Below are 26,488 nucleotides of genomic sequence, written 5' to 3'. Positions count from 1 at the left end.
TATGATGAGATTCTGAAACAAGTTTAGATTGACGTATTTTTTAAAAGTCTTAAAATCTATAAATGATAAATAATTTAGAACAAGGTTTTTTTGGTATTGGAATACAAAATGGTAAAACACCCGAAAATTTAGGTGTTTTATGGCGTTCTGCTCAAAATATGGGAGCCAGTTTTATTTTTACCATTGGAAATAGGTATGCAAAACAAGCCTGCGATACACATAAAGCAACTGGAGCAATGCCTTATTTTCATTATGCAACTTTTGAAGATTTTTACAATAATTTACCAAAAGGAGCGCAATTAGTTGGTGTTGAATTAGATGAAAAAGCTGTTCAACTTGAAACATTTAAACACCCAAGGCGTTGTGTATATTTATTAGGAGCAGAAGATCACGGATTATCTAAAGCTGCCATAGAAAAATCGCATTTTTTAGTAAAATTTAAATCCGTTTTAAGTTTAAATGTCTCTGTTGCTGGTAGTATTGTAATGTATGATAGGCAAGCAAAAGCTTTTAAATTGTAATTTTTTTTTAACTTAAACATGTATAAACAACATCATTTAAATTATAACGTTTTTATACTATATTTGTAATCTAAACATTTAAGAATGTATCTATTTATTAGCGGAGCTGAAATATTTGTAGTACTCGTTATTGTTGTAATGCTTTTTGGTGCAGATAAATTACCAGAAATTGCACGTGGCTTAGGAAAAGGTATGCGTCAAGTTAAAGATGCTACTAACGATATTAAACGCGAAATAAAAAATAGTGCCGAAAAAAATAATATAGATCTTGATGTTGCTTCAAGTATTAAAGAAGAAATTAATAAAGTAACTGATAACATTCAAGACTATAGCAAGCCTGTAAAAAAAGTAAAAGACACTATTGCTGATGAAATTACAGGACCTATTAAAAGAAACAAATAATTTTGGAATTTCTTAATTCTCTTATTGAATACGATAAGCAATTATTACTTTTTTTACATTCAAAAGGGGTTGAATTTTGGGATGGATTTTGGTTATTTATAACCTATCCTCCACATTGGATTCCATTATTTTTTCTATTATTTTATTTGGGTTATAAAGCTTTTGGACTTAAAAAAGCCATTTACATTTCAATAATAACTACTTTAAATGCAGGAACTTCCTTAATAGTTGTAAATATTATTAAAAATATTTTTCAAAGAATTAGACCTATAAATGATGTTTCTATAAATAAGTCAATTCGAGTTTTGGTAGAAGCTCACGATTTTAGTTTTGTTTCTGGGCATTCTGCAGTATCTTTTACTGTTGCTTTTTTTTCGTTTTGGATATTAAAAAAACAATACAAAGCTGCATTATTGATTTTTATTTTCCCTTTTTTATTTGCGTATAGTAGAATTTATCTGGCCTTACATTATCCTATTGATATTTTTGCAGGAATGCTTTTAGGTTATTGTGTTGCAGTTATTTTTTATAAAATAACAAACTTATTTGTGTTGAAAAACTAGTGTTATTTTACTCTTGTTATTGTTAATCCATCTCTAATTGGAAGTAAAACAGTTTCAACTCTAGTATCTGAATTTAGTAATTTATTGTATTCAAGAAGTATTTTTGTATCGATATCTTTTGGGTTGAGTTCTTCAACAATTTTACCGCTCCATAATACATTATCAGATAAAATAACGCCTCCAGAGTTCATTTTTTCTATTATTAAATTAAAGTAATTTATATAATTAGATTTATCAGCATCTATAAAAACTAAATCAAATTTTTTATTAAGCGTTGGAACTATATCAATTGCATTACCTATAAATTGCTTAATTTGATTTTTGTAATCTGACTTGTTGAAATAATTTTTAGCGAAGCTTTCTAACTCTTCATTTTTATCTATGGTAATTAATTCTCCATCTTTTTGTAAGCCTTCAGCTAAGCATAATGCCGAATAACCGGTATAAGTACCTATTTCTAAAATGTTTTTAGGGTTTGTTAATTTTGAAATTATACTTAATAACCTACCTTGATAGGCTCCACTTAGCATACGAGGATTTAATACTTTTTGCCAAGTTTCTCTGTTTAATTGTTTTAGTAATTCTGGTTCTTTTTGTGAATGATTAATAACGTAGTTATCAATAAGATCCGGTAAAAAATTCATTTATAACTTTTCTTTTAATTGCTGCTCCATTATTTTTTTTTCTTCATCACATAAACACTTGTTTTTAGTACAATCTGTTATTCTTTTTGTTTCATAACATTTAGACATAAAACTATTTTGTTTAGAATATTTACCACATTTTTTGCATAAAAGAAGATGTAATCTCAACTTTAGTTTTTCCCATAAAGTTGCTTCGTTATACTGGCTTTTATCACAAATTGTTGTAGCTTCATTGCAAGTTAATTTCATCTGTAGCTTTTTAATTTTTAAACCAATTATCTTCCATACATTTTCTTAGCTGTGTTCTAGCTCTATGTATTATTACCCAAAGATTTGACGAACTTATTTCTAGTTCCTTACATATTTCTTCTGTTTCAAATTGTTGTATTGTTTTCATTCTAAAAACTATAGCATATTTTTCTGGCAAGTTGTTTATACATTTTTCTAAAGCATCACTTAGCTCTTCATTCTCAATATTTTTTTCTATTTCAGTATTCCAGTCAGAAGGCACACGTTCTTCTATCCAATCGCCTTCATGTTCTCCATCTGAATAAAAATTCATTTTCACTTCTGCCTTTCCTTTTGCGGAGTTTAATTTTCGATATTGATCTATAATTTTTCTTTTTAAGATAGAAATTAACCAAGTACGTTCACTTGCTTTTCCTTGAAAATTATCTTGTGCATTAAGTCCTGCAAAAAATGTATCTTGCACTAAATCTTTAGCTAAATCGTGGTTATTGATTCTACTAATGGTATAGTTATACAGATAATCTGCATGAAGTGAAACCCATTTTTCGGGGTTTAAGGTATGTTTTTTAGTACTCATTTAAGTTTAAACTTAGAGCTAAATTAATTATTAAATTTAGAAAAACTCTAAATTTAATAATTAATACATATTGTGACTTTATTAATCACCTATAAGACTAGCATAGTGGTTTATTAATTCAAATATTTTCTTTCTATCAATAGGTTTTGTTAAGTAATCATCAAAGCCTTTATTTAAAGCATTTTCTTTATCCGATTCCATAGCAAAAGCAGAAAGGGCAATTACAGGCAAGTCGGGTTTTGCTTGTTTAATTTTAAGCATTGCTTCGTTTCCATTAACAATAGGCATTTTTATGTCCATAAACACCATATCAATTTCTGAATGTGCCAAAGCAAGATCAATAGCTTCTTTACCGTTAATGGCTTCAATAATTTTATAAGGTGTTGTAGAAAATAACTCATTAATATAAAGCATATTATATTCTTCATCTTCAGCTACCAATAACGTAATTTGTTTATTACTAGGGGCGTTGCTTTTAATAATATCTATTTCTCTTTCCATAGTTTTTGTATTTTCATTTGCTTTTTTAAATGGAATTGTAAATAATACTGTTGTTCCCTTATTGTTAGATTCAATCTTAATTTCTCCTTTAAAAAGTTCAATAAACTTTTTAGAAATGGAAAGACCTAAACCAGTTCCTTTTGTTTGTTTATCAAGATCTAAATTTCCTTGAGTAAACCTTTCAAAAATTGTGGTATGTATTTTTTTATCAATTCCTATTCCTGTATCTTTTACATAAAAATTTAAGTTGTTGTTTTTAAGTTTATAACCAATTTCTACACTACCATTATCTGTAAATTTAAATGCATTAGATAATAAATTAGTTAGCACTTGATGCAATTTAGTTTTGTCTATTTTAATAATACTATCATTATCAGGAAGTCCTTTTACACAAGTAAATTTTAAGTCTTGTTTTTTAGCAATTGGTGCATAGAATGTGTAAACATTATCTAACAGTTTATTAATATTTACTTTTGTATAATTTAATTGAATGGCTCCTGCTTCAATTTTTGAAATATCTAAAATATCATTTACAATTGAAAGTAATTGTTTACTACTATTTATTACAATTTCAGCATATTTCTTTCGTACATCTTCTGGTAAATCAGAATTTAAAAACAGTTCTGAAAAACCTATAATACCATTCATAGGTGTTCTTATTTCATGGCTCATATTTGCTAAAAATGCAGATTTTAATTTGTCTGACTCTTGTGCTTTTACAAGTGCTTTTTTAAGTTCATTAGCTGTATTGTTTTTTTGAATGGCTATACTAATTTGATCTGCTACAAATTCTAATAATTGTAAATCGTTTTGATTGTATGCATTTCCATCTTTATAGCTTTGTACACCTATTGCTCCAAATACTTCAGTTTGTGTTTTAAGTGGTACTCCCGCCCAAATTTTTGCAGGTTCTCCAATCATATCTACAATACCTTTTTCAATTAAATGCTTATGATTCTCAGCACTTACAAGCATAGATTTTTCTGTTTTTATAACAAGACCCGTTAACGATTTTTCTAAAGGAAACACTTCGGTTTTATCTTTCTCATCTACTACAAAAGGCAAGCTAATAGTCTTATTTTCTTTATTGTATAATGCAATATAAAAATTAGTAGTATCTATAATTTTATGTAGTTGATTTTTTATAAAAGTATTAAATTCATTAAAATCATCTATGGTTAATGCCGCTTTTGATATGTTATACAGTACACTTTCTAATTCTTCTTTTTTTACTCTTTCTGAAATATCTTTAACAACCGCATGTATTCTTATTATATTATCACTTTCTTCAATTTTTGTTAATGAAACTTCAACCGGAAAAACCTGTCCGTTCTTTTTTTTATGATACCATTGAAATCTATTACTTCCTTTTTCTAAGGCAGTTTTCATTAATTTTTGAGCTTCATAAAATGAATTTTCACCATTAGGTTGTAATTGAGGTGAAATATCTGCAGGGTGTAACTTTATTAACTCTTTTTTATCTGAATATCCAAAAACTTTTAATGTAGCTTCATTGCAATTTGTTATAACACCATTTTTAATAATTATAACGGCATCCATAGATTTCTCGAAAATATCACGGTATTTCTTTTCTGATTTTTCTAAAAGTTTTTTTGAATTTATATTTTCTGTAATATCATTTCCCATAGATGCTACCCCTGTAATATTGCCTTCAGCATCTTTTAAAGTTACGTTGTACCAGTCGCAAATAATTTCTTTACCAGTTTTAGTAATATTTTTATTGGTACTTCTATAACCTCCTTTTTGTTGTAATAATCCGTTCCAAATTTTCTCAACCTTTGAGGTTTCCGTCTTTGGTATAATAAGCTCTTTTATATGTTTTCCACAGGCTTCTTTTGCTGTGTATTCAAAAATTCTTTCAGCAGCATTATTCCATTGTATTACTTTAAAATCTTTATTCCAAATAATAGAAGCTAAAGGGGTGTTTTCAAATTGATTTTGCAACCTTTGATTGCTCTCATGATATAAATCTTGTGTTCTTTTTTTATCGGTGATATCTTCTACAATTGCTTGAATATGTGTAATGTTTTTGTTTTCATCTTTAGTGAAATCAAACCGCGCATGTATCCATTTAATTTTCGATTCTTTTGTTATTATTCTAAATGGTTTCGCTTCAAATCCTTTTGCTTTTTTATATTTTATTTTCTTAAAAATTTTTTCTCTAATCATTGGTAAATCCTCTGGATGTACCACGTCATAAATATTTAATTTTCTATTTAAAAATTCACTTTGGGTATATCCAAATAATTTTTCAGAATTTTCAGATGCAAAAAGTACTGGAAAGTTAAATTCATTTTTACATAAAATTGCGATGGTAGGACTCTTATTTATAATATTATAAGCTTCCTTAATGGTGTTTTCCGATCGTTTTTTATCGGTTATTTCATGAAAAAATATTAAAACCTCATCTTTAGATGGTATAATTCTGTTTTCGAACCATCTATCCCAAGGTTCAAAATAACTTTCAAAACTTATTGGTTTTTTTGTGCTTAAAGCTTTAACATATTCTGTATAAAATAAATTATCATCTTTTACTGGAAATTCTTTCCACATTTGTTTTCCAATAAGTTCTTCAGAACTCTTTCCTAACATAGCAGAAGCCTGTTCATTTACATATAAATATTTAGAACTTTTATCTAAAATCACAAATCCATCTTTTATTCCTGAAAGTGTGTTTGAAAGTAAATTTTTAGTAGTATTAAGCTTTTGTTCAAAAAACACATTTTCACTTATATCTTGTATAATACCAATAATTCTAGAAAATTTATTATTTTCTTTAATAAGATTTCGTTTTTCAAGTATATATTTAAGTGTTCCTTTTTTTGTAATAATCCGATATTTTAATTCTATATTCGGATTTTTTAATAACTTATTAAAGTTATAGTTTAAAAGTATTTTTCTGTCTTCTGGATGAACAAAATCAAGAAAATAATTAATATTAAACTGCTCTTTTTTGGGTGTTTCTTCTAAAATTTTAAAAATTTGGTTTGTACACTCAATTTTTTTTGTTTCTAAATTATAAAACCAACTTCCAACTTTAGCAATAATTTCGGATTCTTTATATCTATTTTCGCTATTAACAAGTGCTCTTTGATCCGCAACATTTTTGGTAATATTTTCAATTGATAAAATTAAATTATCAGCTTCTTCATTGGCATTTTCTACCAAATTAAATTTAATAAGCGCATTAAATTCTTTACCATCAAGTGTTTTATTAACAGTTTCAATTTCTGTTTCTTTTACACCTGTTAAAATATCTGTTATTAATTTTCTATATTCTTTACCCGATTTTTCAGGATAAACATTTCTTATATTATCTATTAAATCTCTTTTGTTTTTGGCTTTGTAAAGCTGTACCGCTTTTGCATTTACTTCTTTTACTTTTGTTAAAGAAAGTATCTTAGAAATAACCATAGGGTTATTTTCTATATATGTTTTTATATCAACATTATTTTCTAATACAATTGATTTAATAAATTCTTTAGCTTCAGAAAAATCTTCAATAACCAAAGCAATTGGGGAGTATTCAAAAAATGAAAAATAGTTGTCAGTAGTTTTACTGCTAATATCCTTAATTTTTACATTATGTATGTTGTCTTTAGTCATTTTAAAATTTTCATTGGGGTTATTGAAAACAGTTAAAGATACGTAAATTTTTATTCTTTAGATATTTTAAAATATAGGTTGTAACTTAAATAAAGTCTATTTATGGATTGGTAATGAAATTTTTACTGTAGTACCTTTACCTAAAATGCTATTTATTGAAATAATACCTTTGTGTTTTTGTATTATTTTTTGCGCCATAGAAAGTCCTAATCCAATACATTTTTTCTTATAAGAATCATATGTATTAACAACAAAAAAATCGTTAAAAACATCTTTTAAATCATTTTCAGAAATACCAATACCTGTATCGGTTATAGTAGTTTCTATATAATTATTATTGTTTTTTATATCAACTATAATTATAGAATATTCAGAAGAAAATCGCATTGCATTTTCTATAATTTGTTTTAGTACTAACGTAATTTTTTCAGCATCAATATTTAATTCAAAAATTTCTTTAGGTATGGTATTTATTAAAATAGAACAATTACTTTCTGCCTGCTTGTTAAAATTTTCTATAATTTTTGTTAGTAGCTCTATATAGTTAATTAATTCAAAATTATAATTACAATTTAACGTACTAATTCTTTGAAAATTAGCAAACTTATTTAATAAGCTTATTGCATATTGAGAAGAATCTTTAACAATTTGTAAATGTTTTTCTAATTTTTCAGGAGTATATTTATCACTATCTACTAGCATCATTTCAGAAAAAGAAAAGGCTGTACCAATTGGGTTTTTTAAATTATGTGTAAGCTTAGAAATTAACTTATTATTTTTAATTTCGATTAATTCTAATAAATTGTTTTGCGTTTTTAATTGTAAGCTTAAGTCAATAATTTTATCTTCTAGTTCACTTATATATTCTTTTGAATCTTTTTGGGGCTTCTTCAAATCAAGTTATTTTGTGTAAAAATAATTTTAATCTTATTACTTTCAAACTTTTAGGTTTATTTTTATTAAAAATCCTATTATTAATCAATTACAAGCTATTTTTTTAATTAATTTTTATAAATACTCCTAACAAATCATATTAATAATAATCTTAATTTTCATTACTTTTACCTTTTAGTTATAAAACCAACATAAAATGTCAACTGCAAAAAAAAGTTACAAAAAGATTACAACAAAATCATTAACTGATATGAAAAAGAATGGCGAGAAAATTGCCATGTTAACCGCATATGATTATACAATGGCAAAAATTGTTGATAGTGCGGGTATTGATATTATTTTAGTTGGTGATTCTGCTTCTAATGTTATGGCTGGACATGAAACAACCTTGCCTATTACTTTAGATCAAATGATTTACCACGCAAGTTCGGTTGTTAGAGCTACAAATCGTTCTCTTGTTGTTGTAGATTTACCTTTTGGTAGTTACCAAGGAAATTCTAAAAGCGCCTTAGATTCTGCTATTAGAATTATGAAAGAATCTGGTGGACACTCTGTAAAACTAGAAGGAGGTAGTGAAATTGCTGAATCAATTTCAAGAATTTTAACCGCTGGTATCCCTGTTATGGGTCATTTAGGTTTAACGCCGCAATCTATTTATAAATTTGGAACCTTTACCGTTAGAGCTAAAGAAGAAGAAGAGGCTAAAAAACTCTTATCTGATGCAAAATTACTTGAAGAACTCGGTTGTTTTGCCTTGGTTCTTGAAAAAATACCTGCTAAACTAGCAAAACAAGTTGCAGAAAGTATTTCAATTCCTGTTATTGGAATTGGCGCTGGTAACGGTGTAGACGGACAAGTTTTAGTTACACACGATATGTTAGGAATGACTCAAGAATTCCATCCAAGATTTTTACGAAGATATTTAGATCTTTATGATGAAATGACTGGAGCTTTCCAAAGCTATATTTCAGATGTTAAAAGTAAAGACTTTCCAAACGATAAAGAACAGTATTAATTATGAAAATTCTTCATTTAGATACTAATCATCCGTTATTAATTAATCAACTAAACGATTTAGGTTTCGATAATATTGAAAATTATACAGCATCCAAATCTGAAGTTGAAGGTATTATTTCTAATTACGATGGCATTGTAATTAGAAGTAGGTTTAAAATTGATAAAACGTTTATAGATGCAGCAACTAATTTAAAGTTTATTGCTAGAGTTGGTGCGGGATTAGAGAGTATAGATGTTAACTACGCTCAAAAAAAAGGAATTCATTTAATTTCGGCCCCTGAGGGTAATAGAAATGCTGTTGGAGAACAAGCTTTAGGCATGTTATTAGCATTGTTTAATAATTTAAAAAAAGCAGATCTTGAAATTAGAAATGGAAAATGGTTGCGAGAAAACAACAGAGGTATTGAATTAGAAGGTAAAACTGTTGGAATTATTGGTTACGGTAATATGGGAAAAGCTTTTGCTAAAAAATTAAATGGTTTTGATGTAGAAGTTATTTGTTATGATATTAAAGCTAATGTTGGAGATGAAAACTGTAAACAAGTAAGTTTAGATGAAGTACAAGCAAAAGCTGACGTTTTAAGCTTACATACTCCATTTAACACCCTATCACATAAAATGGTGAATTCTGACTTTATAAACGCATTTAAAAAGCCTTTTTACCTTATAAATACCGCTAGAGGATCTGCCGTAGTAACAGATGATTTAGTTGAAGCACTAATTCATAAAAAAGTATTAGGTGCCTGTTTAGATGTACTTGAATATGAAAAATTATCTTTTGAAAATTTATTTGAAAATGAAAACCTACCAGAGGCTTTTAATTATTTAATAAATTCAGAAAATGTATTATTAACTCCACATATTGCAGGTTGGACAGTTGAATCTAAAGTAAAACTAGCTCAAACAATAGTAAATAAGATAAAAGAACTATTTATTAAATAATTTAACTAGGAAAGAACTTAATTAAGTTAAAACATAGTATTAATATTCATAAAACATTAAGCAAAAAAAAGGCTACCAAATTGGTAGCCTTTTTCGTAATATAGTAATATCCCACAAGTTAAAATTTAAACCCAACTTTAAAGTTATATTGGGCAAACATTGAAAATGTACTATTTTCTACTTCTAAATTACTTAGTTCAGGAGCAGGAGACTTAACGCTTGTAGCGTAAGTATAAGATATTGGTTTAATTTCAAAACCAAGGAATAAACCTTTAGCAATATAGTAATCTACACCAGCAATAGCTTGTGCACTATATGCAACTACTTCATAATGACGAGATCCAGTATCAGGAATAGTAACATTACCAAGTGCATCAATATGAGCAGGTGTAAACACAGACCCTCTTGCATAATCAAATGGTAAGTTTACCCCTACATAAGGGAATAATCTCTCATTTTTAGTTTTTAATAAAAATTCAGCACCAATAGAGAATTGCGCTTGAGTTTGTTCAGTTGCATCAACAGAACCATACTCAGGAATAATCCAAACATTGTTAGCAGTATCAAAAACACCTGGAGTGTTTACTTGATAAGGAGTGTTTCTTAAAATAAGAGCTCCACTAGCTTTTAATGCTATTTTATTACTCACATAATATCTGAATTCAGCACCAGTCATATTGGTGATACTGTTATCATTAGCACTAACCTCACCTACATAAAGTGGACTACTATATATAGTAGAAGCACTACTTGATGATGGATTAGAAGCAGATGAGCTAGGAACATACAACGTATAATTTGCAAAATTTCCTTGTCCAAATAACATTTGAGCGGTAAAATCTCCTTTTTGAGGAGCAAACCTAGGAGTGTCGTTACATTCTTTACACTCTTTTTTATCTCCTTTTTTGTGTGAATCTTTATCTTGAGCACTCATACCTACAACGGTAAACGTTGCTAGTAAGATGCTTAAAATTATTTTGTTTTTCATATTATTAAAGTTCTTTAAGATTCGACTAATTTAGTTTTATAAAACTGGAGAGCGAACTCTCCAGTTTCAAATAATTCTTAAAAAAACTTTATTCTGTAGCTAATAATGCTTCAATACGTACTAAGATAGCAGCAGCTGAAGTTTCAAGAACGTCAAGTTTAGCTTCAATTACAGTTAACTCTCTTTCGTATTCTGCTAAAGTAAGTTCAGCAGCATCTTGGTCATAATCAGCTAAATCAATATCTACTTCTGCTTGTTCGATATCTTTGATAAGACCGTCACTTGAACCGTCACCATTGATTATATCTTCTTGAGCTTCAATTGCAGTAGCAACCCACTCTTCGAAATCAGCAACATTATCTTCTGAAACTTCATCAGAACCAGTTGGGATTAAGTATAATTTAATGTGTTCAATAGTGTTTTCAATTAATGCTTTTTCACTATCACAAGCATCCATTAAAGCATCTACAGCATTTCTAGCAGTAATAGCATTTAAGTAATCAGCTAATAAAGGAATATATCCTAAGTCATCACCAATATTTACATCATCAACTTCATAAGTAAATGTATGGTCTTGAGGATCGAATAATAATTCGTCTAAATCAAATGATAATGTTAAAGCAGCTAATTCTTCTTCTAAATGAGCTAAAGCAGCTTCGTGGCTTGGTAATAAATCAGCAACTTCTGCAATTTCTTCCCATTTAGTATCAATATAAGCTTCCCAAGACGCAACAGATCCTTTATCTTCAAGAGCTTGTTCAGCATCTTCAACAGCAGTTTCCGCTTCATCTTCAGCAATTAAAAGTTCTAATTGTCTGTTATATAAAGCATCATAAGCAGATTCTTCTGGATCAATAGCAGAATCACTTTCTGAAGTAGGAGCAGTAGTTTCAGTTCCTAAAGCAGCAATAGCTTCATTTTTAGCAACAACAGCAGCGTCAAAATCAGCTTGTGCAGCATCAACATCATCTTGTGCAGCATCAACATCATCTTGTGCAGCATCAACTACAGCTTGTGCAGCATCTAATTCAACACTAGCATCTTCAAATAAAGATTGTTTGTAAAGGTAATCTGCTTCTAATTCAGCAACTTCAGTAGTATAAGAGTCTACAGCATCATTTGCTGCATCTAAATCATCATTTGCAGCATCTAATTCAACAGTAGCTGAATTTAAATTAAGAGCAGTTGTAATTACATCAACATCATCAGCTTCAACTTCTAAGTAATAAGTTAAATTTGTATTTACACTGTTAGCTGCAGATATACCTTCAGCTCCACTCCAAGTTCTAGCATTGTAATCAATAGCTTCTTCAGGAGCAACTACTGTAGGTAGTTCAGCAATACCTACTGCACTCCAAGTTGCAGGAATAAATCTTCCAGAACCTGCAGAAGTTTCTTCCCAAGTAAGAACTTCAAGATATGTAGTTGAAATAGCATCGTCATGGTTACCAATAGCATCAACTTCAAATGGCCAAGGATTAGCAGCTAGATCAGTACCGTCTGTTGCAGTTTTTCCAGTTGGATTTGCATCATAAAGAGCTTTAGCAGCATCATATGCAGCTTGTGCATCAGCTTGATCACCAATAGCAGTAGCTTGTGTAGCAATTAAACCATCTTCTTCTTCTAATTTAAGAGTATAAGCATTTACAGCTTGTCTGTAGTTAAGGTTTAAATCAGCAATATCATCTTCAACAACTTGTTTAGCAGCATTAGCATCAGTCAACACACCATCAGCAGTAGTTAAAGCTGTATTTGCATCGTCAAGAATAGCTAATTTAGCAACACGGTCAGCTTTAGTAGTAACTACTAATGCCTCAGCAGTAGCAACATCACCTTCAGCAGCAGTTACAGCAGCCTCAGCAGCAGCAACATCAGCAGCAGCATCAGCTTCTGCAGTTAAAATAGCAGCTTCAAGAGCAGGAATTTCAACATCAATAATATTTTGAGCAGCAGCAATAGCTAATGTATCTGCTTTCATATCAGCTTCGTGAGCTTCAATTACATCAGAAACAGCTTTAATTTCAGCTTGTTTAGAATTAATTTCTGCATAATCGCTAGTTGCATCTTCCCAAGCAGCTTTAGCAACAGTTACGTCATTTTCTTTTTCACCTAAAACAATTCCTAAAGAATCTTTTTTTGCTTCTACTGTAGCAATGTCAGCTTCAAGAGCAGTAACATCCATTTGTGCAGTACTAGGAGTTAAAGCTTGTAAACGAGCAATTTCTGCATTTGCAGTAGCTAAATCAGCGTTTAACATTGCTAATGCATCAACAAGTTGTTGTTTAGCAAATGCCATAGAAACATCATCTCCAGTAACTAAAAATAATTCTTGTTTAGCAATTTGGTTTAATTTAGTAATTTTTTGGTTGTATAAAGAACTAGCAGCGCTCATTTTTTGGCTATAAGTTCCGTATAAACCTCTTACTAAATCATTTTTAGTATCAGCAATAGCTTCAGCTAACTCTACCATTTTAACAGCTAATGAAGATTTTGCTATTTCAAGATCTTCTTCTAACTCAACTAAATATATATCTAATTCAGCTTGTTTTTCAAGTAAAGTCATAGCATTTGTTGCAGCTAAATATTCAGCAGCAGCAAGAATATTAGCAGTTCCTGCTTCAATTTGTGCAGTATTAGCATCAGTTTCTCTAGCCATCGCTAATTGAACTTCTGCCAATGCTAATTGGTACTGAGCTTCAGCTTCAGTTTTTGTAGCTTCGGCTAATTCCGCTTCAGCCATCGCTTCTTGTAAAGCAGCTTGTGCTTTTAAATACTCTGCTTGCGCCAAGTATACTTGGTCTACAGCGTCAGAAACTCCGTCATCAATACATGATGTGAAGTTTAAACTTAGTAAAGTAGCAAATAATACTACCGACAATTTTTTTAAATTTTTCATTTTGTAACTTTTTAATTAATATTCTTTAAAATTTAAATAGGTTAATAAACTTGTGTTATTACAATTAGTTAACAAAACTACATAATTTTTTTAATTATGCAATAATTGAATTGCTAAAACTATTATTTTTTTCACCTAGCATAGGCTACACAAGCATTATTTAGATTTAATATGTTAATATACAATATTTTAAATTTTATATTGTTCTTTTTTTTTTGCAAAAAGATTGGTTTTTTTCAAACAAAAAACACGTTTACATTACCGTATTTATATTTTTTAAGCATTTTTTTTAGTATTCCGCAGTAGATTTCACAATTTTTAGTGGCAGATTCTTGCTTTTTAGAAGGTTTTTTTACCAAATTAATATATGCTTTTTTAATGTTAAAAAAGCATATATATTTAAAGTGATAACTATTTCAGTAAAATTTAAACTTTTATTTTGTACCTAACAATAACAACTCAGTAACCACTACTTCAGTTATATACCTTTTATTACCGTCTTTATCATCATAGGTTCTAGAAGTTAATTTACCTTCAATAGCAATTTCTTTTCCTTTTTCTAAATACTTTTCTACAATTTCAGCTGTCTTTCCCCAAGCAACTAAATTATGCCATTCTGTATTTGTAACTTTTTCGCCTTGCGCATTTTTGTAAGTTTCATTTGTAGCAATTGAAAATTTTGCTAATTTTTTACCAGATTCTAATGTAATAATTTCTGGGTTGTTTCCTAAATTTCCAATTAACTGTACTTTGTTTCTTAACGTACTCATAAGATAAGGTTTTTATACGTTGAATATCATTCGGTCAATTCAACAGTGCAAATATTTAAAATGAATGGTATTTTATTCGGTTGTTATGTAGTTACTTTCGTATGTAAATGGTTGTAGTCGTTTGTAAACGGATAATTTTTAGTATATTCGTTGTGATTGACTTTAGACTTTAGACAAAAAAGAAACTCTAATTAAAAATACAAGCTATGGAAAAAAAATTATGCTTAGAATGTGGCGAACCGCTTAAAGGACGCATTGATAAAAAGTTTTGTTCAGATTATTGTAGAAACTCTTTCAATAATAAAGTAAATAAAGAAAGTAAAAATTTAATTAGAAATGTAAACAATAGGCTTAAAAAAAATTACAAACTACTTTGCGATTTAAATACTACTGGAAAAACAAAAGTTACCAGAACTAAATTATTAGATGGTAACTTCGATTTTAATTTTTTTACTTCAATTTATACTACAAAAACAGGTAACACCTATTATTATATATACAACCAAGGATATCTTGCCTTAGAAAATGATTATTACCTTTTAATTAAAAAGGAATAATTTAAATAGCATACGTTTAATGAAAATTATAAATTTAGTAAACTAAAAAAACTTGCTAGCTTATTTATTCTGCATCACTTTTACTGAGGGTGAGATACTGAAACAAGTTCAGTATGACGTTAAATAGTAAAATGAAATTTTAGATACACAATTAATTTACTTATTAAATTCTATGTTTTATATCATACAAAATTAATTACTCAGAACAATCCAGCTTGCCAGCAGCATTGTTTCAGGCCCGCCTTTACTAAGAGCTATTATATTTATTGAAGTGAAATGTTGAAACAAAATCAGCATGACACTAAGAAAAAATAAAATTTGAAATTAAGGAGCTACAGTTTCTATTTTTAAGGTTTTTAAAATAGCTTCTAATTCGAACATATAATCGCGTTTGTTAATAGAAGGAGCAAATGTTAGTCCTTCAACAACAACCAATCTGTTATTTGGTTTATCTATAACGGTATAGCTTAAAAACGGGCCTGCCATATATACATTTTTAACTTCCCATTTTCCACGAGTTTCAAAAGCTTTTTTTCCGTCTACTTCTACTTCAAATATGTGAGGAGAATAAGCTTCTTCAGTCATCATATAAGAATCTTCAATTTGACCTGGAATATTCTTTTTTCCGAAGGCATTACGTATGGCAACAATATTGTTTCCATTTTCATCATCTTTAGAAGTAATTGGAACAGTATAAGCAATTAATTCCATACTATTATCTCCGTTTAAATGGTAGCGGTACCATACAAATTCTCCGTTATCTTCAACTTTTCTATATTTTCTAGGAATTTTAAGAGAAAACCCTTGTTTTGTAAACGTTTGAGATTGTGTTGGATCCCAAAACTTTTTTAAGATATTATTTTGAACCGATTTAATATCCGCAGCTTTATAGATATCAACAATTTTTTTACTATTCTTTTGAATTTCAGCAATTAATTCTGCTTCATTTTTTCCGGTAATGGTAATTATTTGTTGAGGAGCTGCATAAACATCTTTACTTACAGTAAAAGCAGTTTCTTCGCCAATACCAACATTTAACACATTTCTGGTAGCTCTAAACATACTAGAAAAACTGTCTGGTGGTACTTGCGTAACTTCAAACTGAGATTCTGGTTGTGGTAAACCCAACACTGGTTCTGCAATAATTTTACGAAGCTCGTCACCTAATTGACCTTGCCATTCGCTATTTTTTATAACCACTAATAAGTGATTAATTCTTCCATTTGCTTCTTTTAATGTTTTTTTAGATTCACCTGATCCACAAGAAATAAATAAAGCAGTAATTACAAGTAATAAGCCGATTTTTTTCATTTTATAAAAGTTTAATTTTTATCAATTCTGTAATTTCTACACAAGCAGAAATCTATTTTTATAACATTTAAAACCTTATCTATACGTAAATAACAGTCTTGAGTAGCTACTATTACATATAATTGGTTCGACTCTGCTCAACCGCCAGATACTAATTTAAAAACATAAAATCGAAATTATATTTATAAAGACAATTTTAAAAAATTATATCAAATTTTAAAAATTTTTAATTTGGTTCCCGGTTTCAAACTTTTTACACTCCAAATATTGTTCCAATCTTTAATATTTTGAACAGAAACGTTAGAATATTTTTGAGCTATTAACCACAAAGAATCTCCAGATTGTACAGTATAAATTTCATGTGGCCCGGTTGGCAACGGTTTTTTGCTCGTATTTTTTGGTTTTGAACTGGTAACAGCATTTACGTTTTTAGGATAAATTGTTAAACGTTGTCCAATTTTTAAACGTGTAGAGCGCATATTATTCCAGCGTTTAATACTGTTTACTGAAACTCCAAATTTTTCTGAAATTTTACCTAAATAATCTCCACTTTTAACTCTGTAAACAGTTCTAGAATTTTCTTCAATATATTGAGGTAAAGGTTTTTCTCTCTTAGCATCTTCACTATCGGCAAAAGCATAAATTTGTTTTTCGTTACTTAAAAATTTACCAATATCTTTTACCGGCAACGTAAGTGTATAATTTTTACCTTTTATAAACGGAACAATGTCTAATTTATATTGTGGATTTAAAAATTGAAGTACTTCAATATCTACATTTAAAGTTTCGTAGATTTGTTCAAAAGTTAATTGTCTTTTTATTTGTACAGTATCGGTTTCAAAATAAGCAAGTGTATTTTCTTTGGCTTTTATATTATGCTCATTTGCATATTCAAAAATATATAACGTTGCATAAAAAGCAGGTACATAATTAGCGGTTTCTCTTGGTAAATTATGCCTTATATTCCAATAATTTGTACTTCCACCAGAACGCCTAATAGCTTTACTTACATTTCCTGGACCAGAATTGTATGCTGCCAAAGCCAAATCCCAATCACCAAAAATCTTGTACAAACTTGCTAAAAATTTACACGCAGCTTCTGTTGCTCTGTAAGGGTCTGAACGCTCATCTACATAAGAGCTAACATTTAAATTGAATTGTTTTCCGGTTTGATACATAAACTGCCACAATCCAGTTGCGCCAACTCTAGAACGTGCTCTTGGTCTTAAAGCAGATTCTACAATTGCCAAATATTTCATTTCTAAAGGAATATCGTATTTATCTAATTGCTCTTCAAACAAAGGAAAATAGAAACGTGCACGTTCCATTAAAGTAGAAAAAGATGATTTTCTTCTTTTTAAATAAGTTTTTATAATTTGCTCTAACTCTGTATTGTATGCTATATTAAATGGTGTTTTACTATTTAGAACAGCTAATCTTTCTTTTAATAATTCTGTAGGTAACTCTTCTAATTCAGTTATTAAAATTTCGTCATCTTTTAATACATATTGTATGGTATCATAAAGTGGCGATTTTATTAATTCGTTTAACCATAAACTATCTATTAAAGTAGCTTCAACATGTTCTTTAAACCCTAAAGTATCTGTATTTTTTAACAATAATGTATCACTATTAGAAAACAGTATTTTAGAGTCTTCAAAAGATTGAAGTTTTATAGTATCTGGTTCTAGTTTTATAGTGTCGGATTTTATTTGTGAAAACCCGACACTAAAACATAGTAATAATGTAATATTTAATAACTGCTTCATTAAATTTTATTCCTTTAAAAGTTTAGATATTTCATCTAAATTAGGTGCTAAAATAATTTCAATTCTTCTGTTTTTTGCTTTTCCTTCAGCAGTTGTATTGTCGCTAATTGGCACAAATTCACTTCTACCTGCAGCGGTAATTTGCGTTGGATCTACACCTTTATTTTTTAAAATTCTAACAATTGCTGTTGCTCTTTTTACAGATAAATCCCAGTTATCTATTAGAGTTGTACCTTTATACGGCACATTATCTGTATGCCCTTCAATAAGTACATTTATATCTGGGTTTTGAGATAAAACGCTAGCCAATTGTTCTACGGCGTTTTTACCTTCTGAACCTACAGCCCAACTTCCAGAATTAAATAATAACTTGTTTTCCATAGATACGTAAATTTTTCCGTTTTTATGAACCACCGTTAAACCATTTCCTTCAAAGTCGTGTAATGCACTTGAAATTGCATTTTTTAATTGTTGCATTTGTGCTTCTTTTGCATCTATTAAAGCTTGCAATTCATCAATTTCTTGAGAGCGTTTATCCAACTCTTTTTGCAAGTTTTCTAAACGTTCACTTTCTAAAAATAATTTACGTTCTTTTTCTTCTAATTGCACTAATAAATCTTGATTTGTTTTAGATTGTTCTGCTAATTTTTGTGAACTTTGAGTTGCTAATGCAGCATATGATTCGTCTAAATTTTTATATTTATTTTGAAGTGAAGCGTATTCATTATCCAACGATTTTTTTTCATTTTTTAATGTTTCATATTCATCTTTAAGTGTTGCTAATTCTGCTTCCAAATCTTGTTTAGCAGTTAATAAAGCATCTTTTTCTTTAATTAATTCTGAATTAGAAGTTCTTAATTTATTAAATTTTGTTTCTAATTCTTGATATACTTTTTTTGAAACACATCCATTTAATGTGAATGTTATAACCAATAAAATTGCTACTTTTTTTAACATTATCTTATTTTTTTAATTTTTATGATTCTATTTCTACTACAATTGGGCAATGATCTGAGTGCTTTGCTTCAGGTAAAATGTATGCCCTTTTAATACGGTCTTTTAAAGGAGCGCTTACCATATGATAATCTATACGCCAACCCTTATTGTTATTTCTGGCATTTGCTCTGTAACTCCACCACGAATAATGATTCGGTTCTTTGTTTAAATAACGGAAAGAATCTATAAATCCACTATCAATAAAATTACCTATCCATTCACGTTCAACAGGTAAAAATCCTGAAACACCTTTCATTTTTGGATTGTGAATATCAATTTCTTCGTGACAAATATTATAATCTCCACAAATAATTAAGTTTGGAATTTCTTTTTTTAAGTTATTTACATATTCTTGAAATTCGGCCATGTAATTTAATTTAAAGTCTAAACGAGCATCATTAGTTCCAGAAGGCAAGTATAAACTCATTACAGAAAAATCATCAAAATCTATGCGTAAATTTCTACCTTCTACATCCATAGATTCAATACCTGTTCCATATTCTACATGGTTTGGTTTATGTTTCGATAAAATTGCAACACTACTATATCCTTTTTTTTCTGCTGAAAACCAATAATGATAGGGATAACCAGCTTTTTCAAACAATTCTAAATCTAATTGTTCTTTATGCGCTTTAGTTTCTTGAATACAAAGCACATCTGGATTTGCTGCTTCTAACCATTCAATAAGTCCTTTTTTTAAGGCAGCTCTAATGCCATTTACGTTATATGATATTATTTTCATTATTTATTATTTGTGTCTAGTATTTGGTATCTTGTATTTGATACATCATTTGTGTTTAATTATTCATTTTTCATTAAAAAAACCGTCTCTCAATTTTTTTCGCATTACCTTGTTTGAAGCTGTTCTAGGCAAACTAGCAATTTTTATCAAATCGGTTAATTTAAATAATGGATTTAACTGATTTTTAATACTTTTTTTAGCCAATTTAAAACGTTCTTCAGTATTTATTTTTGAAGAGTTTTCCACATAATAAGCAACTAACTTACTCGGACCTCCATTTGAAGGAGTAATAGCAATTGCAGCAGATTCTTTTATAAATTCTAACTTATTTAATACGGCTTCAATTTGAATGGAACTCACTTTTATTCCTCCTAAATTCATAGCATCATCTACTCTTCCTTGCATTTTATAATAACCGTTTTCCAATTGTTCTAATTGATCGCCATGCCTCCGCAATAATTTACCTTTATATATTGGTGTATTTTTATAATACACGTTATAATGATTACTATTAAGTAACGTAGTTGATAGCCCCATTATTGGAGGAATTAAAAATAACTCTCCTTTTTTAGCTTTATTATTTGTTTCATCTAATAAAATAAACTCACCACCCAACGCCTGGGTAGAAAATGTGCCAGCAATATTTGGTTGAACTACAGTACTTGTAACATAAGCACCACCAATTTCTGTACCTCCACAATACTCTATAACAGGTTTATTATTAGCCAACTGCATTAAATAATTCATTTCTATTGGATTAGACACTTCACCGGTTGAACTGTAACATTGTATTGTATTCCAATTAAATTGTTCCATATTTTTAGAGGCTTTCCAATACTTTACAAAACTAGGGATTACCCCCAACATAGTAACCTTAGCATCTTGCACAAATTTACCAAAATTGGATTCAATTGGTGTTCCATAATACAATGCAATAGTTGCTTTATTTATTAATGAAGAAAATACCAACCAAGGGCCCATCATCCACCCTAAATTTGTAGACCAGCACACCACATCGTTTTTATGAATATTTTGATGGTAAAACCCATCACTTGCGCATTTTATTGGCGTTGTATGTGTCCAAGGAATTGCTTTTGGAGCCCCTGTAGTACCCGACGAAAATAAAATTGTAATAATATCCTTCGGTTTTTGAACTACAGTTTTAAACGCTGTGTTAGCGCTTAAAAAAGCGTTCCATAAAACATCATCTTTTCTTAAAACTAAATTTTCCTCTGAAGTTTTTACAACAATAGCTTTTGGCGCATTTGCCGCTACTACTTTTTGAAAAATAGGCAATTTCTTTTCACCTCTTTTTAAAACATCTTGTGTAAAAATTACTTTAGGAGACGCTATTTTTAACCGAGTTTCAATTTCGTTTGGCGTAAAACTATCTGCAATAGTAACTACGGGCATACCTGCTTTAATTGCTGCTAAATAAATGGCAACGGCTTCTAAAGTCATTGGCATATTAATAGCAATTTTATCGCCTGTTTTAAGTCCTAAACTTATGAGTCCGTTTGCTATTTTATTTACTAACTTTAAGAGTTCTTTTTGAGTAACTTTTTGTAATGGTTCACCTTCTTTCTGAAAAATTATTGCCGTAGCATCTTCTTCATTTTGAAAGCAAGAATCAACAATATTTAATGTACTATTTTTTAACCATTGTGCATTTTCAACACCCTTAGAAACATCTAAAATTGAAGTATAATTTGTTGCTAATTTAATTTCTAACGTTTGAACTGTTGCTTCCCAAAAAGCTGTTTTATTTGTTACTGACCACTTCCAAAAATCTTGATAATTATCAAAACCATAAAGTAGCATTATTTTATAAATGTTGCTACTTTCAATTAATTCTTTTGAAGGTTTCCAAATGGTCTGACTCATAATTAAACTTAAAATTCTGGATCTTCATCTATAGAATCAGCTTCGTTTTGCTCTGCATCTTCAGATTTTGAGCAATCAAGTTCAATACTTAAATTTTCAGGTTTATCAAAAGCTTCCATGCTTACATTTAATTTTGGATCTGCATATAATTTTTTATAATACAATGCCCAAATTGGTAATGCCATAGTTGCACCTTGACCAAATGTAATACCAGCAAAGTGGGTTGCTCTATCTTCGCCTCCAACCCAAACACCTGTTGCTAAATTTGGTACAATTCCCATAAACCATCCATCTGATTGATTTTGAGTTGTTCCTGTTTTACCTGCAATTGGATTTGTAAATTGGTACGGATAACCTGTGGCAACATCTTGTGGGTATTTTCCCCATTTACTACGTAAACGAATTCCTGAACCCGATTGTGTTACCCCTTCTAATAAATTGATAATTACATATGCAGACTCTTCACTTAAAACCTCTTTAGAATTAGGTGTAAATTGCTCTAAAGTAGTCCCATTTTTGTCTTCAATTTTTAAAATCATCATTGGCTCTACGCGCAAACCTTTATTTGCAAAAGTAGCATATGCACCAACCATTTCGTACAATGATAAATCTACCGATCCTAAAGCTATTGAAGGCACTTCTGGTATCTCTGAAGTAATACCTGCTCTATGTGCTAAACTTGCTACATTTTTGGGATGTACCATATCAATTAATTGAGCAGTAACCACATTTACAGAACCTGCTAAGGCCTCTTTTAAAGTTAATTCTCCACCATATTCATCACCCGCATTTTCAGGTGTCCAATCTAAAGGCATTCCATATTTTTCTTTTGGAATGGTGTACAATGTATTTGGAAATTTTGTACAAGGAGATAGGTTTAATTGATTGATTGCAGTTGCATATACAAATGGCTTAAATGTTGAGCCAACCTGACGTTTTTGTTGTTTTACAGCATCAAATTGAAAGTGTTTGTAATTAACACCACCAACCCAAGCTTTAACATGTCCAGACTGCGGTTCTACAGACAGTAAACCTGCTCTTAAAAACTGTTTGTAATATAAAATGGAATCTTTTGGCGACATAATAGTATCAATATCTCCTTTCCAAGAAAATACTTTCATCTCAGTTTTTTTATCAAAAGATGCTTTTATTTCTTTTTCTGAAGCTCCATTGTTTTTCATTTTTCTCCAACGATCAGAACGTTTCATTGCCTCATTTATAGTTGATGCAATTTGTGTTTTATCGATGTCGTAAAACGGAGCTGTTTTATTTCGTTTTTGTTCTTTATCAAACACGCGTTGTAAATTAGACATATGTTCTGCCATAGCATCTTCAGCATGTTGTTGCATTCGAGAATCTAATGTTACATATATTTTTAAACCATCTCTATGCAAATTGTAATCTGTGCCATCTGGTTTTGGATTGTTTTTAATCCAAGTTTTCATAAAATCGCGTAAATACTCTCTAAAATAAGTAGCATTTCCATCGCTGTGGCTTTCTCTATTTACGTTTAAACCTAGGCCTTTTTGTTGTAAAGAATCTTTTAATTTTTCTGAAATAAAATTGTTTCTATACATCTGACTTAAAACCACATTTCTACGATTTAGCACTAACTCTTCTCTTCTTAACGGATTGTAATAAGACGAATTTTTAAGCATTCCAACTAACATTGCAGATTCAGATATAGTTAAATCTATTGGTTCTTTACCAAAATAAATACGTGATGCAGATCGAATACCTACAGCTTGATTTATAAAATCGTATTTATTTAAGTACATTGTTAAAATTTCTTGTTTTGTGTATTGACGCTCTAAACGAACAGCAATAACATATTCTTGAAATTTTTGAAGCACCCTTTGAATTATATTTTTAGAACCTTCACCATGCAATAATATTTTTGCAAATTGCTGTGTTATAGTACTACCTCCACCATCTTTACCAAGTTTTGCAACAGCACGTGCTGTTGCTTTAAAATCTACACCAGAATGCTCGTAAAAACGTTCGTCTTCAGTAGCAACTAATGCTTTTAGTAAACTTTGTGGCAAGTCTTTATATTTAACAGGAGTTCTGTTTTCTTTATAATATTTACCTAAGGTTTTTCCATCTATAGAAATAACTTCGGTTGCTAAATTATGCTCTGGGTTTTCTAATTCTTCAAAAGTTGGAAGCGTTCCATAAAACCCCCAAGAAGCAAATAAAAATAGCAATACTACCATAGCAGTACCACCTATTATGGTTATCCAAAACCATTTAATATATTTTGAAAAATCAGTGTTAACAGTTTCTTTTTTTGTCATTATTCAATTACTTTTTCTATACTTAAACCTACATCTGTAATTCCATTTAATGGAAGTTGTCCATCAATGTCTTTTATGCTTCTAGTGGCATGTTTAATATTAAATTTATAGTCTCCTTTTTCTGAAAACAATACATTTTCTTTATAAAAAAGTTTATTTTCTTTTAACTCGGTAAATCCAGAACCCAACCAATTTCCTTCAATATCTGTCATTTCATATTCTAAGGTATCTATAACTTGAAATCCGCTTGGAAATTCAATTTTTGCAATTAAAAACAACGAACTAAACTCATAATCTTTGTTATTTCTAATATTTATAAACACATTTTTTTTTGAAATAGTATCTGTATTATTTACAATAAACGTTATTTCATTTTCTGAAAACCATTGATGCTTATCAATAGATTTATAATTGCTATAATCTATTGCACCAGTACACGACACTAAAAATAGTGTACATAATAGTGTAATTACGCAGTTATTCTTTGTTAGTATTGTTTGCACTTTTTCTAGGAGGTCTTCTTTTTTTATTTCTATTAGGTTTATTTCTTTGCTGATTTGTTTTATTAGCATTATTTTCAGCTGTATTTACAGTTTTCTTTTGCTGATTAGGCTTTGGTTTTTGAGCTCTAGCAGCTTTTGGCTTTTGATTTGGGTTTGGCCTAGGCTTTGGCTTCTGATTTGGATTTTGTTTCTGGTTAGGCTTTGGCTTTTGATTTGGGTTTTGAGTACCAACTTCCTTAGGTTTTTGACCTGGATTTTGCCTTTGCCCCTTTTGATTTTGAACTTTATTTTTAGGGTTTTGTTTTTTTCTTCCTTTATTTCTACGTTTTTTAGTTCTTTTAGGAGTATCAAAACGCGTTAAACTATCTTGCCCAACAACATTTTCAAAATCTGTTTTTATCTCTTCAATTAAATCATCTTCATAATCTTCTAAAGACGTAGCTTTTTCTTGATTTTTATTTAAAGTAATAATTTCATTAACCTGTTCTAAGGTTAATTTAAACCATTTACTTCTATTTTCAATATAAGTATACCAAAGCAAGCCTTTAAAAATATCCATTTTTACAAAACTTGCATTTCCTTTTTCAGTTCTTAAAATAGTATCTTGTTTTGGAAAATCTTTTAAAGCATCTAAATACGTATCTAATTCGTAATTTAAACAACATTTTAATTTTCCACATTGACCTGCTAATTTTTGCGGATTTAAAGAAAGTTGTTGGTAACGTGCAGCGGTTGTATTTACTTTACGCAAATCGGTTAACCAGGTAGAACAACATAATTCTCTACCACAAGATCCTACACCACCTAAACGTGCTGCTTCTTGACGTAAACCAACTTGTTTCATTTCAATACGAATGTTAAATGCACTCGCTAAATCTCTAATTAACTGTCTAAAATCTACACGTTCATCTGCAGTATAATAAAAGGTGGCTTTGTTTCCATCTCCTTGATATTCAACATCTGACAGCTTCATTTTTAATCCTAATCTGCCTAGAATTTCACGACCTTTGTATTGAGTATCGTATTCTTTTGCACGTGCTGCTTGCCAAATATCAATATCTTTTTGGGTAGCTTTACGGTATATTTTTTTAATATCTTCACTATCTATAGATACTCCTTTCTTTTTCATTTGAACTTTTACAAGTTCTCCACTTAAAGAAACTGTACCAATATCGTGTCCAGGATTCCCTTCAACTGCAATTATATCTCCAATTGAAATTTGTAATTTATCTTGATTTCTATAAAAATGTTTACGTCCATTTTTAAATCGTACTTCTACAATATTAAATGCTTCTTGACCAGAAGGAAGTGCCATATTAGATAGCCAGTCGAAAACCGAAAGTTTTTCACAGCCTCCAGTACTACAACTTCCATTACTTTTACATCCTTTCGGAACACTATTTATATCTGAAGAGCAACTATTACAGCTCATATATTCTTTTGTATTTATAAGTTAAGTAAAATTGAATTCCAATTCTACAATCTTCACTAATTTGTAAAGATAAATTAAAAATGCTAACTGTAAAACGTTAAAAAATGGTTTTTAAGTTTGTTTTACATCAATAATTTTTACCGGACAGGCTTCTTTTGCCTTTATACTATCGTTAAAAATAGTATCATCTGGTGATTTTATGGTGAAAAATCCTTTTTTTTCTTTGGAATGAAGCAACACAGATTTTCCGTCTTTTTTAGACATTTGAAACTGAGCAGGAGCTAATTCTACACAATAATTACAACCAATACATTTGGCTCTTTGTAAGGTGATTATGACCATTTTTGGTGGTTAGTTTTTAGTTGTTGGTTTCCATAGAACTTTATACTTTAGACTTTCCAACTCT

At 29.5% G+C, this 26,488-nt stretch carries 23 protein-coding genes; 6 read left to right on the top strand and 17 right to left on the bottom strand.

The window, feature by feature from the left end; translation table 11 throughout:
* Positions 1-62: 62 nt before the first annotated feature.
* The 3 genes from MKD41_RS12595 (at position 63) to MKD41_RS12585 (ending at position 1,486) form a co-directional block, all read left to right on the top strand.
* Positions 63-521, top strand: a complete 459-nt coding sequence (locus tag MKD41_RS12595) for an RNA methyltransferase (protein WP_240242644.1) — start codon at positions 63-65, stop codon at positions 519-521.
* Between the two features lie 84 nt (positions 522-605).
* On the top strand, positions 606-923 hold the full coding sequence (locus MKD41_RS12590; RefSeq protein WP_240242643.1) for a Sec-independent protein translocase subunit TatA/TatB: 318 nt from the start codon (positions 606-608) through the stop codon (positions 921-923).
* A gap of 2 nt (positions 924-925) precedes the next feature.
* Complete coding sequence (locus MKD41_RS12585; RefSeq protein ID WP_240242642.1) at positions 926-1,486, top strand: phosphatase PAP2 family protein; 561 nt, start codon at positions 926-928, stop codon at positions 1,484-1,486.
* Positions 1,487-1,488: 2 nt separating this feature from the next.
* Here the strand turns inward: MKD41_RS12585 and MKD41_RS12580 are convergent, their stop codons facing one another.
* From MKD41_RS12580 to MKD41_RS12560, 5 genes are all read right to left on the bottom strand, one after another.
* The gene (locus MKD41_RS12580) at positions 1,489-2,130 is read right to left on the bottom strand and encodes an O-methyltransferase (RefSeq protein WP_240242641.1); all 642 of its coding nucleotides are present in this window, start codon (positions 2,128-2,130) and stop codon (positions 1,489-1,491) included.
* The gene (locus MKD41_RS12575) at positions 2,131-2,379 is read right to left on the bottom strand and encodes a hypothetical protein (RefSeq protein ID WP_240242640.1); all 249 of its coding nucleotides are present in this window, start codon (positions 2,377-2,379) and stop codon (positions 2,131-2,133) included.
* 10 nt (positions 2,380-2,389) lie between these two features.
* A complete protein-coding gene (locus MKD41_RS12570; RefSeq protein ID WP_240242639.1) occupies positions 2,390-2,956 on the bottom strand; it encodes a sigma-70 family RNA polymerase sigma factor in 567 nt (188 codons plus the stop codon).
* A gap of 81 nt (positions 2,957-3,037) precedes the next feature.
* Positions 3,038-7,084, bottom strand: a complete 4,047-nt coding sequence (locus MKD41_RS12565) for a PAS domain S-box protein (RefSeq protein ID WP_240242638.1) — start codon at positions 7,082-7,084, stop codon at positions 3,038-3,040.
* A gap of 96 nt (positions 7,085-7,180) precedes the next feature.
* Positions 7,181-7,978 carry a sensor histidine kinase gene (locus MKD41_RS12560; protein ID WP_240242637.1) on the bottom strand — a complete coding sequence of 266 codons (798 nt, stop codon included), beginning with the start codon at positions 7,976-7,978 and terminating at the stop codon, positions 7,181-7,183.
* A gap of 196 nt (positions 7,979-8,174) precedes the next feature.
* Here MKD41_RS12560 and panB point away from each other — a divergent pair, with 196 nt between their 5' ends.
* Both panB and MKD41_RS12550 read left to right on the top strand, forming a co-directional pair.
* Positions 8,175-8,993 (top strand): 3-methyl-2-oxobutanoate hydroxymethyltransferase, encoded by an 819-nt coding sequence (gene panB, locus MKD41_RS12555; RefSeq protein WP_240242636.1) that lies wholly within the window; start codon positions 8,175-8,177, stop codon positions 8,991-8,993.
* A gap of 2 nt (positions 8,994-8,995) precedes the next feature.
* Positions 8,996-9,937, top strand: a complete 942-nt coding sequence (locus MKD41_RS12550; protein ID WP_240242635.1) for a 2-hydroxyacid dehydrogenase — start codon at positions 8,996-8,998, stop codon at positions 9,935-9,937.
* Between the two features lie 118 nt (positions 9,938-10,055).
* Here MKD41_RS12550 and MKD41_RS12545 read toward each other — a convergent pair whose 3' ends face one another.
* The 3 genes from MKD41_RS12545 to MKD41_RS12535 form a co-directional block, all read right to left on the bottom strand.
* Positions 10,056-10,925 (bottom strand): BT1926 family outer membrane beta-barrel protein, encoded by an 870-nt coding sequence (locus MKD41_RS12545; RefSeq protein WP_240242634.1) that lies wholly within the window; start codon positions 10,923-10,925, stop codon positions 10,056-10,058.
* An 88-nt stretch (positions 10,926-11,013) separates the two neighbouring features.
* A complete protein-coding gene (locus tag MKD41_RS12540) occupies positions 11,014-13,821 on the bottom strand; it encodes a hypothetical protein (RefSeq protein ID WP_240242633.1) in 2,808 nt (935 codons plus the stop codon).
* Positions 13,822-14,255: 434 nt separating this feature from the next.
* Positions 14,256-14,591, bottom strand: a complete 336-nt coding sequence (locus MKD41_RS12535; protein WP_240242632.1) for a single-stranded DNA-binding protein — start codon at positions 14,589-14,591, stop codon at positions 14,256-14,258.
* Positions 14,592-14,797: 206 nt separating this feature from the next.
* Here MKD41_RS12535 and MKD41_RS12530 point away from each other — a divergent pair, with 206 nt between their 5' ends.
* A complete protein-coding gene (locus MKD41_RS12530) occupies positions 14,798-15,148 on the top strand; it encodes a hypothetical protein (RefSeq protein WP_240242631.1) in 351 nt (116 codons plus the stop codon).
* Between the two features lie 324 nt (positions 15,149-15,472).
* On the opposite strand, the gene MKD41_RS12525 is transcribed toward MKD41_RS12530, so the two are convergent.
* From MKD41_RS12525 to MKD41_RS12485, 9 genes are all read right to left on the bottom strand, one after another.
* Positions 15,473-16,459, bottom strand: coding sequence for a DUF4837 family protein (locus MKD41_RS12525; RefSeq protein ID WP_240242630.1), 987 nt, complete (start codon positions 16,457-16,459; stop codon positions 15,473-15,475).
* A 209-nt stretch (positions 16,460-16,668) separates the two neighbouring features.
* Positions 16,669-18,228: a lytic transglycosylase domain-containing protein gene (locus MKD41_RS12520; protein ID WP_240242629.1), complete on the bottom strand. Its 1,560-nt coding sequence runs from the start codon at positions 18,226-18,228 to the stop codon at positions 16,669-16,671.
* A 6-nt stretch (positions 18,229-18,234) separates the two neighbouring features.
* Positions 18,235-19,185 (bottom strand): OmpA family protein, encoded by a 951-nt coding sequence (locus MKD41_RS12515; protein ID WP_240242628.1) that lies wholly within the window; start codon positions 19,183-19,185, stop codon positions 18,235-18,237.
* A 19-nt stretch (positions 19,186-19,204) separates the two neighbouring features.
* Entirely contained in the window at positions 19,205-19,966 is a 762-nt protein-coding gene (locus MKD41_RS12510) for an exodeoxyribonuclease III (protein ID WP_240242627.1), read from the bottom strand.
* Positions 19,967-20,029: 63 nt separating this feature from the next.
* Positions 20,030-21,850: an AMP-binding protein gene (locus MKD41_RS12505; protein WP_240242626.1), complete on the bottom strand. Its 1,821-nt coding sequence runs from the start codon at positions 21,848-21,850 to the stop codon at positions 20,030-20,032.
* Between the two features lie 8 nt (positions 21,851-21,858).
* Positions 21,859-24,147, bottom strand: a complete 2,289-nt coding sequence (locus MKD41_RS12500; protein ID WP_240242625.1) for a penicillin-binding protein 1A — start codon at positions 24,145-24,147, stop codon at positions 21,859-21,861.
* Positions 24,147-24,650, bottom strand: a complete 504-nt coding sequence (locus tag MKD41_RS12495) for a gliding motility lipoprotein GldH (protein WP_240242624.1) — start codon at positions 24,648-24,650, stop codon at positions 24,147-24,149. The genes MKD41_RS12500 and MKD41_RS12495 overlap by 1 nt, the downstream gene beginning before the upstream one ends.
* On the bottom strand, positions 24,625-26,082 hold the full coding sequence (gene ricT, locus MKD41_RS12490) for a regulatory iron-sulfur-containing complex subunit RicT (RefSeq protein ID WP_240242623.1): 1,458 nt from the start codon (positions 26,080-26,082) through the stop codon (positions 24,625-24,627). The genes MKD41_RS12495 and ricT overlap by 26 nt, the downstream gene beginning before the upstream one ends.
* A gap of 111 nt (positions 26,083-26,193) precedes the next feature.
* The gene (locus MKD41_RS12485) at positions 26,194-26,424 is read right to left on the bottom strand and encodes a ferredoxin (RefSeq protein ID WP_240242622.1); all 231 of its coding nucleotides are present in this window, start codon (positions 26,422-26,424) and stop codon (positions 26,194-26,196) included.
* Positions 26,425-26,488: the final 64 nt, after the last annotated feature.

Origin of the sequence: Lutibacter sp. A64, from assembly GCF_022429565.1 — a bacterium.
GTDB lineage: Bacteria > Bacteroidota > Bacteroidia > Flavobacteriales > Flavobacteriaceae > Lutibacter.
The sequence above is the reverse complement of the archived record's forward strand: the minus strand, read 5'-3'. Positions and strand labels throughout refer to the sequence as shown.